Annotated in this window: 20 protein-coding genes; 1 reads left to right on the top strand and 19 read right to left on the bottom strand. The window is 61.4% G+C overall.

What is annotated here, in order from left to right; all coding sequences use genetic code 11:
* Positions 1-10: 10 nt before the first annotated feature.
* From HNQ36_RS05375 to HNQ36_RS05465, 19 genes are all read right to left on the bottom strand, one after another.
* Positions 11-403 carry a hypothetical protein gene (locus tag HNQ36_RS05375; protein WP_184082917.1) on the bottom strand — a complete coding sequence of 131 codons (393 nt, stop codon included), beginning with the start codon at positions 401-403 and terminating at the stop codon, positions 11-13.
* A complete protein-coding gene (locus tag HNQ36_RS05380) occupies positions 403-2,955 on the bottom strand; it encodes a hypothetical protein (RefSeq protein WP_184082918.1) in 2,553 nt (850 codons plus the stop codon). The genes HNQ36_RS05375 and HNQ36_RS05380 overlap by 1 nt, the downstream gene beginning before the upstream one ends.
* Positions 2,952-3,221: a hypothetical protein gene (locus HNQ36_RS05385; RefSeq protein WP_184082919.1), complete on the bottom strand. Its 270-nt coding sequence runs from the start codon at positions 3,219-3,221 to the stop codon at positions 2,952-2,954. Before HNQ36_RS05385 ends, HNQ36_RS05380 begins: the two co-directional genes overlap by 4 nt.
* Positions 3,218-4,732, bottom strand: coding sequence for a terminase family protein (locus HNQ36_RS05390; RefSeq protein WP_184082920.1), 1,515 nt, complete (start codon positions 4,730-4,732; stop codon positions 3,218-3,220). The genes HNQ36_RS05385 and HNQ36_RS05390 overlap by 4 nt, the downstream gene beginning before the upstream one ends.
* On the bottom strand, positions 4,710-5,345 hold the full coding sequence (locus HNQ36_RS05395) for a terminase small subunit (RefSeq protein ID WP_210311936.1): 636 nt from the start codon (positions 5,343-5,345) through the stop codon (positions 4,710-4,712). The genes HNQ36_RS05390 and HNQ36_RS05395 overlap by 23 nt, the downstream gene beginning before the upstream one ends.
* Positions 5,346-5,463: 118 nt before the next feature.
* Positions 5,464-5,706, bottom strand: coding sequence for a hypothetical protein (locus HNQ36_RS05400; RefSeq protein ID WP_184082922.1), 243 nt, complete (start codon positions 5,704-5,706; stop codon positions 5,464-5,466).
* Between the two features lie 117 nt (positions 5,707-5,823).
* Positions 5,824-6,726 carry a site-specific integrase gene (locus HNQ36_RS05405; protein ID WP_246395289.1) on the bottom strand — a complete coding sequence of 301 codons (903 nt, stop codon included), beginning with the start codon at positions 6,724-6,726 and terminating at the stop codon, positions 5,824-5,826.
* 116 nt (positions 6,727-6,842) lie between these two features.
* Positions 6,843-7,637, bottom strand: coding sequence for a DNA-methyltransferase (locus HNQ36_RS05410; protein ID WP_347339945.1), 795 nt, complete (start codon positions 7,635-7,637; stop codon positions 6,843-6,845).
* 313 nt (positions 7,638-7,950) lie between these two features.
* Positions 7,951-8,556: a transcription termination/antitermination protein NusG gene (gene nusG / locus HNQ36_RS05415; RefSeq protein ID WP_184082924.1), complete on the bottom strand. Its 606-nt coding sequence runs from the start codon at positions 8,554-8,556 to the stop codon at positions 7,951-7,953.
* Positions 8,543-8,689, bottom strand: a complete 147-nt coding sequence (locus HNQ36_RS05420; RefSeq protein WP_184082925.1) for a hypothetical protein — start codon at positions 8,687-8,689, stop codon at positions 8,543-8,545. Before HNQ36_RS05420 ends, nusG begins: the two co-directional genes overlap by 14 nt.
* 62 nt (positions 8,690-8,751) lie before the next feature.
* The gene (locus HNQ36_RS05425) at positions 8,752-9,090 is read right to left on the bottom strand and encodes a hypothetical protein (protein ID WP_184082926.1); all 339 of its coding nucleotides are present in this window, start codon (positions 9,088-9,090) and stop codon (positions 8,752-8,754) included.
* 51 nt (positions 9,091-9,141) lie between these two features.
* Positions 9,142-9,351 (bottom strand): hypothetical protein, encoded by a 210-nt coding sequence (locus HNQ36_RS05430; RefSeq protein ID WP_184082927.1) that lies wholly within the window; start codon positions 9,349-9,351, stop codon positions 9,142-9,144.
* A 90-nt stretch (positions 9,352-9,441) separates the two neighbouring features.
* The gene (locus HNQ36_RS05435; RefSeq protein ID WP_430641349.1) at positions 9,442-9,711 is read right to left on the bottom strand and encodes a DUF2312 domain-containing protein; all 270 of its coding nucleotides are present in this window, start codon (positions 9,709-9,711) and stop codon (positions 9,442-9,444) included.
* A gap of 2 nt (positions 9,712-9,713) precedes the next feature.
* Positions 9,714-9,911, bottom strand: coding sequence for a hypothetical protein (locus HNQ36_RS05440; RefSeq protein WP_184082929.1), 198 nt, complete (start codon positions 9,909-9,911; stop codon positions 9,714-9,716).
* Positions 9,911-10,240 carry a hypothetical protein gene (locus HNQ36_RS05445; RefSeq protein ID WP_184082930.1) on the bottom strand — a complete coding sequence of 110 codons (330 nt, stop codon included), beginning with the start codon at positions 10,238-10,240 and terminating at the stop codon, positions 9,911-9,913. Before HNQ36_RS05445 ends, HNQ36_RS05440 begins: the two co-directional genes overlap by 1 nt.
* Positions 10,233-11,075, bottom strand: a complete 843-nt coding sequence (locus HNQ36_RS05450) for a hypothetical protein (protein WP_210311937.1) — start codon at positions 11,073-11,075, stop codon at positions 10,233-10,235. The genes HNQ36_RS05445 and HNQ36_RS05450 overlap by 8 nt, the downstream gene beginning before the upstream one ends.
* Before the next feature lie 176 nt (positions 11,076-11,251).
* On the bottom strand, positions 11,252-12,136 hold the full coding sequence (locus tag HNQ36_RS05455) for an MT-A70 family methyltransferase (protein ID WP_246395290.1): 885 nt from the start codon (positions 12,134-12,136) through the stop codon (positions 11,252-11,254).
* Positions 12,137-12,286 carry a hypothetical protein gene (locus tag HNQ36_RS05460; protein ID WP_184082932.1) on the bottom strand — a complete coding sequence of 50 codons (150 nt, stop codon included), beginning with the start codon at positions 12,284-12,286 and terminating at the stop codon, positions 12,137-12,139. It lies immediately after the preceding gene.
* A gap of 172 nt (positions 12,287-12,458) precedes the next feature.
* Positions 12,459-12,749, bottom strand: coding sequence for a hypothetical protein (locus HNQ36_RS05465; RefSeq protein ID WP_184082933.1), 291 nt, complete (start codon positions 12,747-12,749; stop codon positions 12,459-12,461).
* A gap of 44 nt (positions 12,750-12,793) precedes the next feature.
* Between HNQ36_RS05465 and HNQ36_RS05470 the strand changes: the two genes are divergently transcribed.
* A complete protein-coding gene (locus HNQ36_RS05470) occupies positions 12,794-13,165 on the top strand; it encodes a helix-turn-helix transcriptional regulator (RefSeq protein ID WP_184082934.1) in 372 nt (123 codons plus the stop codon).
* Positions 13,166-13,441 lie beyond the last annotated feature (276 nt).

Genomic DNA, 13,441 nt, shown 5'->3' on the forward strand with positions numbered 1-13,441 from the left:
CGCCTGATCATCAGACGCCGCTGGTGTTATGGGTGAGCGTGCCCGAAGTCAGCTGGACGGTCTGGCCCGCCGTGATCGAAACCGAGTCGAGATTGATGTTGCTGCCAGACGTGCCGACGGTCAGGCCCGAGACGACGATGTTGCCGGCGGAGTCCTTGATACGAGCCGCCGCGGCAGTACCGCTCGCGTCAGCAGCGGTGTCCTGGACAGGCGGCGAAAAGTCGAAGGTCAGAACATCGCCTGAAACCGAGCCAGCGGGATCCTCGAGCGGGATCGTTGCGAGAACGAGGGCCATGGCCGTTGTTCCGATCTCGATGAAGCCCGGGCCTGACCCGGCATTGATTGCGTCAAGCACGGCCTGCATGCGCGAAGTGCGCAGGCCTGCAGCATAGATAACAGCCATTAGTTAGCTCCTGCGGTTTGAACCCCGATCGGGTTGCCCTGGGAATCGCTCACGATCATTTTCGGGGCCGTCAGCGCCGACACGAGTGCGGCATTCTGCTGGGCCATCTGATCGGTAAAGGTGCTCAACATGTCGGCCATGAGATCGTGGGGCCGCTTGTAGCTACCGGCGGCGCGCGGCTGCCGAGCCGCCCGCGGCTTTCTCGGCGCCGGTGGTGCGGGCTCGGATCCGTCGCCGGCAGCGGCCGCATCGGCCTCGGCGTCGATCACATCAAGCTTTGCGTCGGCCGCCGCGGTGGTGGCTTCCGTCTTGATGCCGACATGCTCAATTTCTCGATCGAGCTTCTCCAGCGCGAGATCGCCCTTCGTCATCTCCTGGGCATGGCGCTCGGCCTCGTCCGCTCGCTTGGCGTCGAGCAGCTCGATCTGCTTGTCTGTGAGCCTGGATTTGTCCATGCGCTCCATGCGGCGCGCTTCGGACGCATCCGCCTCGCGCTGCTCGTTGATCTTGCGTTCGCTCTCGGCGTTCGCCGCGTTTGTCTGGGCCTCGAGCGTGGTCTTTTGGGCATTCGCCATCCGCTCGGCATTGTCGACCTTGGCCGCCTCGGCATCCTGCTGTGCCTTCGCCTGTGCCTTCACGACTTCAGGATCCGGCGGCTTCGGCTGGCTGGCGACCTGTTTCATCCGATCGGCGAATTCATCGATCACGCCCTCGAGCTGGCGCCCTGCCCGGAATTGGCCGGCGACATACTTGAGCAGCTCGGCCGCGAGTTCGGCCGCTTGGGGCTGCGCAGCGACCAGTGGCAGCGTCTTCTCCATGAAACCGCCGACGGCCGTGACAAACTCAGTGGCGCGCTGCTTGGCGGCATCCTCGTCCGGCTGAATGGTCGAGTCGGTTTCAATATCGAGGGTGAAAGCCCGCGTGCGCTGTGAGCGCAGGAGCTTCATCACAGCTTCGATCGTGGGCGTCTGCTTCAGCTTGTCGATCTGGCCCTTGAGGCCGTCGACCTGCTGTTTCGCCTGGGTGAGGAGCTGCTGGGCCTGCTGCGGGTTTTGCTGGGCCTGCTGCTGCAGCTGAGGATCCGTCTTCGCCTTCTCGACCTGGGCAAGGACCGCGAGGATCTGCTGCTCGATCGGCGCCACCTGGGCGGCAATCATGGCGTCGGTCGGGATATCGAGCTGCGACATCTCGAGGAGCGTCGCAGGCGAGAAGTTCTCCGCCATGATCTCGGCCGAGATCTGGGTGATGTCGAGCGCGATGCGGACCATTTCGGCCTGCTTGTCGCGGATGCGAACCGAACCGTACTGGCTCTTGAGCTTCTGGGCGCCGAGGGTTTCGCTGGCCTCAGTCTGCCCGCGCATGATGTCGGACAGTCCGGTGACCTGATAGACGTCCTCCATCAGCTCTTTGCGTAGCGTGACGCATTGGGTGATCGTGGTTGCGATCTGCTCGAGCGGCAGCCAGACGATCGTGTCCTTCGGCGCCGAGCCGCCCAGCGCCGTCCAGTTCGATATCGGCACCAGGACCTGGTTGTCGCTGGTATTCTTAATGGCAGCTTCGATCGCGTCGCCGATATCGCCGGCGCCGGCTGGATAGAAGCCGCGAACGCGCAGCGCATCTGACAGCGCGGCGATCCGGGACGTGAGCTCGTTAATTTCCTCGAGCTGGTCTTTGTAGAAAACCGCGTCCGGTACCGGGATCAGCGACCGACGCTGCAGCGTCGCATAGGCCGGCTTCGGACAGGGGAAGAAGCCCTCGAGCTGCAGGTGCGGCTTGCCCTCGTCGAGAACGACGTCGCAGCCCTCACCGACCCAGACAACCTTGTTCTGGCTTTTGCACCAGAGCTCCCAAACGCCGGCCTTCTGCTTGCCGTCGTCGGAATCGGCGTCATCTGTCCGGACCGAATAGGTGGCGTTCTTGTATGCGTCGCCGGACGTCTTCTTAAAGCGCTTGCGCATCGCCGACTTCGCGAGCCATGAGCGCTTGGCGACCCAATCGACTTCCTTCCAGCCGCGGGCCGGATCGTGCAGGAAGTCCTTTCGATCGGCGTGATCGATACAGACCCTTTCCGCAACCTTGCCGTTCTTGCTGGCGGCCTCATACCGCAGCCAGGCCTGCCCGCGGGCATTGATGACCAGGTCATCCCGGATCCCGAGCATGACGTCGTTGATCTGCTCGCCCTTGAAGCCGACGATCGCGCAGCGCTCGAGCAGCTCGGCGGTGGTGCGAACGAGCGGCTTGCGATCCTTGAACAGCGGGACAACCACCGGCACCGGTGCGCGGGAATAGATCGAGGGCTTGAGAACCTCGATGTTCGCCCAGAACAGCTGGAATTCCCGATCGCGTTCCGTCTTCGAAAGCCGCTCAAGATTGGCATACAGCTTATCGATGCTGTCGGCCTTGTCCTGGTACGTGCGGAAGATGCGCTCGGCCTCTGTGATCTTGTCGAGCCATAGCTTCGACGACTTCGGCTCGGCCAAGGCCGACGACGAGTCGCCGCCGCTGCCCTCTTCCAGATCCTCGATCTCGTCCGACATGGTCGCGTCGGTCACGAGAGAGCGTGCCTCAACGCCTGCGCGGCGGTCCAATCCTGTGGCCGCAGATATTTGACGATGGCGCCATCCACGCCGTGGACACTATCCTCGACATAGATGGTGTCGACGTACTTAACGTTCGACTCCATAACGGGAGCATTACTGTTGAAGTCGGCCGCAGCCGGCGCTGAGATATAGCGTCGGACAACAATGGATTTTTCACCGTCTCGAACAGCCTGACGACGGCCGTCACTGGGGCCGCCGATGCATTTTAAGCTCTTCATAGTCTGATCCTCTTTCCGCTCGAGGGCATCGGCGCCTGCGGCAGCGGCACCTGGCCGGGCTTGGGTTTCGGTGCTTCGGATTCGGGAGCTTTCCGGATCCATGGCCTGGACATGCAGCCGTAGCGAACCATGTCCGCTGGGTGATCTTCCTGGCTGGTGTCCAGATCTTCCGGTTTCGTCTCATCGTGCATCAGCGCCGGAATCGTCCGGATCGAGTGCACACAGGTGTCGAAGAAAACGAGCATCGGCCGACCGTCTTCGTCACCGATCAGGCGGCCGCGCATCTGCATCCAGCCGCTCATGGCTCCACGGCCGGTGACGCGGGTGTTATCTGCAGGTCGGAAGCTGGCGCCCGCGCCGTCCGCCTGCATCATCTCGGCGATCGACTTTCCGCCGTTCACAGCGAACGCGGCAGGATCCAGCACAGCGTCGGAGATGATCTCGCCGCAATCGAGCAACCGGATTGCTTTGCCGGTCGCCTCAGCTGACATTTTCAATCCGACGTCCGGCTTGAACTTGCCCTGCTTGTCTTTCGCGATCTGGTAGTACTCGCGATACATCACCATGCAGCCGCGCGGCAGTACTCGGCCGTCCGGCGTCAGGAAATCGTCTTCCACGACGGCAAACCAGCCGTACGCGCCAGGCTTGGCAGATCCCCAGTCGCCGGCACGAAGCCGGGTCCAGTGCTTTGGGATCGTGAACGGCTTTACGACGTGCTTGTTGCGCGCCCAGCAGTCGAAGAATGCGCCCTCGATGATGTCCCAGTCGCCGTCGCGCATCGCCTTCACGAGCGCTTCTGATCCGAGGCCGTTGAGCCGGTTCTCGTAACCGGGATCCTGGTCGGCCATCGAGGGGTTGTCCTCGAGCTTGGCCGGAATGTACTGGCGGAGCATGCCGCCTTCGTCGTTCGCCGCGCGATAGATCCGCAGCGGTGCGACGCCGTCGATAAAGGTGGCCTTCACAAACTGGTGGCCGATACCGCCAGGGTTCGCGCCGCAGAGGATCCGCGGGAACTTGCCCCTGTACTGCGCCGGCAGCGTGATGCCGACCATGCGGACGCGGTTACGCAGGAACCGATAGATCTTCTCGGTGAAGTGCGTCAGCTCGTCGATAATAAGGACGTGGATCTCGGCGCCCTGGTATTTGAACCGGTGCGCCTCGTCCTTGCAGTGGCAAAGATAGATCTTCGAGCCGTTCCAGAACCTGATCTGATCCTCGATGATGACGCAGAAGCCGCACGCCACCCAGCCGGACAGAAGATTGCGGAAGCCGCTCGGCCCTTCCATGTGGTTTTTGATCAGGTCATCGCGCAGCCGGCGGAACAGATAGACCTGCAGGCCTGGAATAGACGCGCACCACAGAATCGCGACGATGCGCATCAGGTGCGATTTGCCGCCGCCGGCGGCGCCACCGTAGAGGATCTCGGTCGCTGGTGAGTTGAACGCCAGATCCTGCTTGGGATGCAGGTCGAAGTTCAGCTCGGCGGCCTCAGCCGCTAGTGCGGCGGCCATTCACGTTGATGATCGGAACGAGATCGACCTTGCCGCTATGCTCGACCTTGTCGACGAACATGCCCAGGTGGCGACCGATATCGACCAGCGCGGCGCGTTTATCGTAAAGCTTGAATGTGGTTTTGCGTACAGCGCGTCCTTTACGCCGGCGGAGCGCTCCACCCTTCGCCTGCGGTTCGAGCAGCTTGTCAGGCGGCTGCTTGCCGTCAGTGAACTCCTCTATCGATATCTGCTGAATCGCTGCAGCCTGGTTTCGGGAAAGCTCTGACAGATCGATGATCGGATCGCCGTCCTCGTTGACGCGCGAATAATCGAGCATGTTGGCGAAGCCGATCTTGGCGAGCTCCTCGAGCACCTGCTCGGTAGTGACGGCCGCGAGCTCTACGACTTTCTCTGTGACGCGGCTCTCAAGATGAGCCAGCCGGGTCTTGACGTTAGCTTTCGTGAGCAGGCGGCTGAAACCAGACTTGGCCGCGGCCTCCGAAGAACTTGGATAAACAACGAGATAAGCCTTGTAGCCTACGCGCTGAGGATCCGAAATGTAGGCCTGCAAAACCGCCTCATGCTTAGCATTGGAGAGCGGTTTTACAGCAATTTTAGCAGCTTTAGACATGTGGTACCGCGTGGTCTGAGCACGCGCTCCCTAGTCCGCCTGGTCAAAAGAACGCCAACAAAAACTGCCGTTATGAAAGCGGCGAAATGCGCAGAATTCTGGTGTCCGTTAAGGGCGGTTATCGGACACCAGGCGCCGATCGCGCCCATCGAAAGTGATTACGCGCATACACAATCCACAGCGCGATATTGAGCGGGATGAATCCCCACGAGGCAGTCGTCAGGATCCAGAGCAGCCAGAGCGCCTGGTTTAAAAGACCGACAAGCCAAGCCTTGCGATGCAGATTGCCTGCGAGCAGCGTCATCCAAATGGTGATCGCTGAAAGCACATAAGGCAGATAGTTGGCGATCGCATAATTCATGTCGTGAGACCTCGGCCTACAGCTTCAACCGGCCTCGCGGCCTGCGGGTCTTTCAGGGTCACTGGTTTCCGAAGGCTACTGCAGCCCCTTTTTCGCGCGCGTTGCGCCCTCACGACGTCAGAGAAAATCATCGCCGGCGTGATCGTCGAAACCGCGCTCGCGGCGATCGTAGGTTTTGAGCGTGTCGACCTTCACGTGCCTGGTGATGCCCATGATCTTGAAGGCATCAATGCCGTACTCGAGCGAGGTCGTGACAAAGCCGGCGCGCAGCGAGTGGCCTGCGAAATCGTCGACGTTGGCGCCGATCGCGGCGAACGCGCGCTTCACGATGCGCGCGACCGAGCGATCGCTGAGAGCAGAAGATCCGACGCGGCCGTGTCGATCGACTTCGCGGAAGATCGGGCCCTCGATGATTCCGGCGGTGGCGATCCAGGCCTCGAGGGCCTGGACGGGCTTCAGCTTGCCGCCCCGTGGAACGGGGATATCAGCACCCTCGCCAGCCTGGTCGGTCTTGGAGCGACCGATATTGAGAATGATGCCTCGGGTGCGCCAGGTGATGTCGTTGACATTTAAGTCAACAAGCTCAGATCTCCGGAGCGCGGCTGCGAAGCCGATCAAAAGCAGCGCGCGATCGCGCAGGCCTGCGGTGGTCGCCGGCAGCTTTGCAAGAACCAGCTCGAGCAGCTCGGCCGTCGCCGGCGCCTTGCGCACCTGTTTCTTGCCGAGACGCCGCCGGATCCCGCGCATTACAGCTTTAACGCCCTCGGCGTTCGTCGGCGGCTCATGGCCCGCGGCCTTGTGCACGTAGCGGATGGCAGCGACTCGCCGCTCGATTGTGGAAGCTTTCTTCCCGCCGTCGGCGAGCTGCGCCAGGTATTGCGCGACCAGGATGGCCGTCGCCGGCAGATCGCCCTCATTCCGGGTTTTGCAAAAAGAGGAAAAATCGGCCCAATCTTTTGCATAAGCCCGCCGGGTGTTGGCGGATTTCTCGGCCGCGAGGTAGGAGCGGACCGAGGTCATCGGATCGACAAGGGCGTTCGACATGCAGCGCCCTCAAAAACATCGAGATAGCACCAACCGGCCGACGGGTATGAGCCGCGGCCGCAGCCCTCCGCGCTAATGGGCTGCCCTTGCGCTTACGCGCATCTCGAATTCAGGACGGCCTTGCGGCCGGTATGCTGTTCCCACCGCGCGATCGCCAGGCCGACATATTCGGGACTGAGCTCGATCGCGAAGCAGATGCGGCCGATCGTTTCGGCCGCGATGATTGAAGTGCCGCTGCCGACGAACGGATCGTAAACCGCGTCGCCCTGCAGCGTGTGATTCAGCATCGGTCGGCGCATGCAATCGATCGGCTTCTGCGTGCCATGACCGGTAGCCGATCGGCGGTGCGGGATCTGCCAGACCGTCACCTGCTTGCGGTCGCCCTTCCAATTCGCCGTCTTGAGCTTGCGGACGGCATACCAGCAGGCCTCGTGGCGCCAGTGGTAGTGGCCGCGCGAAATGATCAGCCGGCCCTTGTCCCAGATGATCTGTGCGCGGACCCTGAATTCCGCCGCTGCCAGGCTTTCCTCAACCGAAGATCCGTGCTTGCCGGAATGCCAGCAGTAAACCACGTCGCCTGGGAAGAGCTTCCAGGCCTCGCGCCAGTCGACGCGGTCATCATTGAGAACGGTGCCGACGGCGCGAGCGGCGTTGTCGCCTAGCTTTCGGCGCCAGGACGGATCGTATTCGACGCCATATGGCGGATCCGTCACCATCAACCGCGGCTTGGTGCGGCCTAGCAATCGGCGGACAAGCTCCGGATCGGTGGCGTCTCCGCAGGCTAGGCGGTGTTTACCCAGGTGCCATATGTCGCCGTTAACGACGCGAACAAACTTTGCCGGCGGAACGAAGGCCGGGGACTCGGACTGATGCATGATCTGAGACACAAACTGTCCCGCCGCGTGCGCGGTGGCGGGATGGCCGGATAGCGGCCGGATCAGGTCATGCGAGTGTGAGCTCGCGGCTCGGGTGTTTCAGCACCCTAGCCCCCGTCTCTTTCGAGCGGAGAATATCGCAAAGGGCACGCTTCGCGCGTAGCTAACCTTCACGGCTAGTCCCTGACAGCGTTTCACATAGGAACACCTTGGCAAAACGACTGCGCTCAGCGTTTCCCTTTTGATCGGGAGCCGCCGAAGCCCGCGCCGATCGGCCGGCGCGTTCATGTGGAGCTATGATGGCTCAGCTCTGAATCGCAGTGGATCACACGTCGATATTGAGGATCTGTTTCGGTTCGACCTTCCAGGCCTTGCGACCGAACATTTCCATTTCGAGCAGCACCTCGATCTTGCCCTTGTCGTGAGCGGTGCCGATGTTGGCCAGCATGCGGTGATATGGGAGAATATCGACCCACACTGACTGGCCGGGCTTCCAAGGTATCTCGCCTCCCGACGCGAGCCGCATCAGCCGCTTGTTGTCGAGCTCCATTTCCTTGATCCGGATTGCCTCGATCGCAGCCGACGCCATCACCTTCGGCCGGCCCGACGCGAAAGCCATAAAATCCTGGACGCCGCGGATTCCGCGCAGCTGGCGCCAGCGATCGGCATTCGCCGGCATCCTGATAAAGAAGTAACAAGGAAACATGGCGGCCTGGACATCACGTTTGCGGCCGCGGCCGGCGAGCTCAGTGCGATGAACGATCGGCAGATATGGATCGAGGCGCCTATCCTCGATGTCATTAATCCGCTCGACTGTAGACCGCTCGCGCGCTGGATCCGTCACCACGACGTGCCAAAGCGAAGGGCCTTCATTGTCGAGCGGCTCCGGCTTTGTCAGATCCACATAGCCGACGATATCACCTACCTGCATTCCGGTTCCTCTTGTCGGCGCGAACGGCCTCGAGCCCGAATTCGACGAGCTGGCGGTTCTGTTCGGCAAAGCTGATGCCGGCCTTCTCAGCCAGGTGGCGCACCTCGTCGAATGTTTCGTCGTCGAAGCTCACCGGAATCCGCCTCACCTCCTGCCGCCGATGCGCGGATCCGCGGCCGGGTTTCTTCCATCGCTTCATTGCGAGAAGCTCGCCGGGAAATAGGGATCGAGCGACGTCGGCGAGAAGGCGATCGGCGCGCCGACGATGATGCGCCAGCCGTCGCGGCCGCGGACCGGCAGCGGCGATTCCAGCGTCGCCGCGATCGAGACGCTGGGTTTGGCCCGCTGGATGACGCGCAGGAACAAGGCGGCGGTTTCAAAGACAGCCTCGCGGGACGGGCCGAGGATCTCGACCAGGCCGCTGGCGACGTTGAGTGTGCTGCCGTTCTCCGATAGCAAGCCGCGCCCGGAATCGACGGCAACGCCGGCAGGCAGCATGAACGAGAGGCGGAATAATCCGGGGGGTGAACGCATGACTATAACCCCTTGGCTGGAAAGGGTTACGTCAGGCTCGTTTCTGAGGCGTTAACGGGCCAATAGCGGCGCCCTGGGAAAGCGCATCGGCCGCAGCCGATCGATGTCCTCGGCCTTGGCGATCTCGGACGCCGGCACCCAGGTGGTGATCGCGATCTTCGGATAGTCCTCGATCCGGACCTGGAAGACATCCGCACACGGATCAATCACGACCGCGCGCACGAAGACAATGTCTCCGGCCTGATACAGTCGCGATGGCATGATTGCCCCTCCCGGCGAACCGGCCGCCATCATACAGATGGGCGAAAATTGGGCAATTGCAATCACTTGGCGCTCAAGGCTCGACCGGCCTTAGAGCATTCCCAGCGCCTGCATGTAGGTTTCGAGGATCGTTTCCTGCTCTTGGCGCTCGTCGGCGTCCTGCTTGCGCATGCGGATGATCGTCCGCAGCACCTTCACGTCGAAACCGCTGCCTTTGGCTTCGCCATAGATGTCCTTGATGTCGTCGCTGACGGTCTTCTTTTCTTCTTCGAGCCGCTCGATGCGCTCGATGATGGCCTTGAGCTGGCCGACGGCAAACGCGTGCGTGCCCTCCTCCTTTAGTGCTGCCGTGGCGGCCATCATCAAACTCCGGAGATGAATGCACGAAGTGTTCGGATTTCGAGGCTCTCGATAGTCCAAGGATCCAGGGAAAGGTTTGCTGTTTCCTTAGCGATCGCCTCGCGGACTTCCTCGATTCCGACCTTCGCCAGCTTTCCCGATCGCAGATCCACCATAAGATCCGCAGCGATCCTTTTTGACAGTGCGGGAACATCGATCATCAGAACTTTGCCGCTATGTCTTTGACACTGGCCTCAATATCGTCGGAAACACGATTGAACTCATCGGCCATCCGCTCGAGCGCGACGAAAAAGACGGTGATAGGCGTGGCCTGCAACCCTGAGATAACCCTGTCCTTGGATTGAACCTTGCCGGTCACGTTGTAGCGGAGAAGATCGAGCTCGCCCGCGATCTTGCTGAGCCGCTTATGAGTCGTCAGCAGCCGCTCGAGCAGCTGTTGACCATCGGACTTTGCAAGCTGCTGCTCAGCAGCTGGATCTATGCGCGCGGGATCCGCGGGGGCGGCCGACAGTTGGTCAGCGTCAGGCACGATCGTTGCTCCTCTTCAGAGAAACGGGCGGCAGCGGAAGTGCTGGCCCTTTTTCTTCTTGTTGCCGACGCTTGATCTGCTCCGAGATCAGAACGTGGAATTGCGCTGAGATCAGCGATGTGGCCGCGGCAGCCTGGATGATCGAGGCGAGAAACACGACGTCGTCGGCTAGCTCGCGGCGCCAGCGCGCGATTGTCGTTTCCGCGAGCTGTGTCGTGATGCGCATGCGCTCGGTGATGATCCGGCGGCCTTCGATTGCGATCCAGAGCTCGGCCTCGCCGATATGCACAATTTCCCCGGATTTAGCGTCTTCGGTTCCCTGCCCTGCCGAGCCGCTTTGCGCTTTTTCCCGAACATCTTGATTTATGTTTTGGTCTGCTCTGGGCGTGACGGTCACGGAGTCACGGCGTGACGCACCGTGACGCGCTGGACTTGCGGACAACTCTGCCCAGGCAGTCATGAGCGCCTTCGGCTCCATACTGTCCTTGAGCGCGATCTCGCGCTCGAGGCGCTGCTGGGGCGTTATGAGGCCTTGGGCAGCCTGCTGCGCCAGCTGCTTGTAGCCTTTCTTGCGGTCACGGACGCGCTGCTGGCGGTCCTTGGCCGTTTCGTCGATCTTGTCGGGGTTTCGGTCCCAGAACGTGACGATCTGGTCTTGGTCGATCCAGCCGATGTCCGGCTCCTCGAGCTGGGCATAGATGCGGCCAATGGTGTCCGCGTCGACATGCCAGCGCGCGGCCAAGCCTTCCGCGCTGAAGTCCCCGACGTAACCCCGCGGATGGCTGCGGTTCGCATGGTTCTCCAATCGGATCAAAACCGCCTCGACCAGCGGCAACGGAGCGTTCGCCCGCTTCGCCACCAGCGACCAGCGGAAGTCATCGAGCAGATCGGTGTGCAGGCGGCTCCATGCGAACCGACGCAGCGATGGCTTCTTCAATCCGGGCGACCGCTCCGCGATTGCATCCACGGCGGCTTGCATATTGCGCACGTTCTGCAGGCCGCTGATCCTGCTCATGCCGCCGCCTCTTCGCGTTCGGCAACTGTCACGACGGGATCGAATTTCCCGGCTTCAAAGCCCCAGGTGTCCCAGCCGGGACGTGATGTCCGCGAAAAAATCTCCACGCGGCGCGCTTCGGGCATGTAGGCCTCGCACCACGCATAGGCTTGCTCGGGCTTGCGCGAATGCTCCCTCCGAAGGCCGTCGAAAATATTCCGCGCCGACAGCGAGGTTTCTTGCGGGTTGCCAAACACTGCCATGAACCACGGCTCGCAGCTCGACCTGACACGATAGCCGGGCCCGAAAGCTACATGTCCGTTCACCGTCATCTTGCGCCATGCGCCGCCTGTGACGACGCGCGCTCCCCAGGCGTGGATGCACTCGCCGATCGGCGATCGTGACGCGTCGAAATCGGAATACCTCAGCTTCGGATTGCCGCCATACATCACATGCGGCCAGACAGCCCACACAAACAGAACGCAAGGCGTCGACGCCAACTGGCCGACGGGCATTGCTGCTATTTCGGCAAAGCTCATACTGCCGTATTTTCCGGCAGAGCTTTTCTTCTCGCCCTTCTGCGAGCGCATCTCGGTCGGCCACGGCGGATCGATCATGATCAGGTCGTAACCGAACATCTTGAGCCCGTTGAAGGGCCACGCCGATGCCACTGGCGTAAAGCGAGGAAGGCGTGCGGGCTCGCAGCCTCCGCTGAATGCCCGCAACAGTCGCGATAGCTCGCTCGAGGAAAGACGGTGCGCGAGGCTGGCCTCTTGAAGGCCGACATAGCCGTCTAAAATCGCCGCGATCAGGCGCGCCTTCGCGCCCGGCGTCCAGTGCTCGATCGGCGACAGCAGCTCGAACCTGCGTCGCTCGAGCTCGATGTCGCCGAGCGCCAGCATCTAACCCGGCATCGCGAAGTAGATCGCGGCGCCGACGCCGATCATTCCGGCGACAGCACCGGCGATCGCCGGGATAAGCACCGAGCGAACGTCGCGGTTTGATTTGAGCAGTTGCGCGACGGGGTCGCGCTGATCGCGCAGAAATGCCATTGCGGACTCAAGGGCTTGAGAGGATAGGAACGCAAACGCAACGACACTGAACAAAAAACGACCGCAGAAAATTAGTTTTCCACAGGGCACAAATGCCCTTGATTGTGACTCGACTCTCGGACAGCGCGGCGCGCAAGTTCGCGAAAGTTCCTGCGTATTAGGGCGTGTCCAATCATGACGCGAGCCGATCTTTTTGAATCGAGACCATTGCCGACAACGCCTGCTTTCGTTCGACAGGCGTCACCATGCCCCATAGCTCCGGCGGAGCTGACAGCCGCTTGCGCCGAAGCGCCCAGAACATCACGAGGAAGTAGCGCGACGGAAAAGTCGCCGCCCTATTCCACGTCTCGACATTTTTCCAATCGGCGCCCGTTAGAGCTGCGACGGGATGAATACCGCCCAGCTCCTTCATCACTTCGGCCTTTGTCTCGAGAAGCCGCGACTCGGGGGAATTTCTGGCCATGATTCGGAATAATCAAATTTCTTTTGATCCGCAACGGACAAAAAATGCTTGATAGCTTCGAATCTCAGCCCGCCGCAATTTCGCGCGGTATGGTCAAGAAGAAATCAAGCTCGCCGGCATCTCGCATGCCTGCCGAATTGGAAGAGCAAGCCGAGCGCCTCAAGCGGCTCCGCGAGATGCTCGGCTTTGACACCTCCGCAAGCTTTGCGACTGGTTTTCTCGGTATCAGCGCCCAGCGCTGGAACCATTTCGAGAACGGCAAGCCGTTAAGCCGGGAGATTGTCTTCCAGCTGGTCCGGGCCGTACCTGGCCTCACCAGTGACTGGCTTTACTTCGGAAACGCCGATGGCTTGCCTGTTGCCCTCGCGCGACGCCTGGGAGAACTCGGGCCACCGGGGAAGCGCACCACGGCCTGACCGGCCGTTTCCGGCTCCGCCGGAGGCGGTGGCCCCTCAAAAAAAGCGATCAGCTGCTCGACACAGCTAAGGATTGCCCACGCGTGTTCCGGTTCTTCCGGAAGCTGCGATGCAATATTCATCGCCTGCCGCCGGTGCCAGTTTGTCGGCTCCATTTACGCCCCCTGTACTTCCCAACACTTCCCATCGCGGGCGATCTTCATCCACAGGTTGCGGGCTCAAAAGCGCGACAAAACGCCTATAAGCCGCCTAGACATCAAAATTAATTTGATAGAT

Origin of the sequence: Afipia massiliensis (assembly GCF_014203115.1) — a bacterium.
In the GTDB taxonomy this organism is placed as follows: domain Bacteria; phylum Pseudomonadota; class Alphaproteobacteria; order Rhizobiales; family Xanthobacteraceae; genus Afipia; species Afipia massiliensis.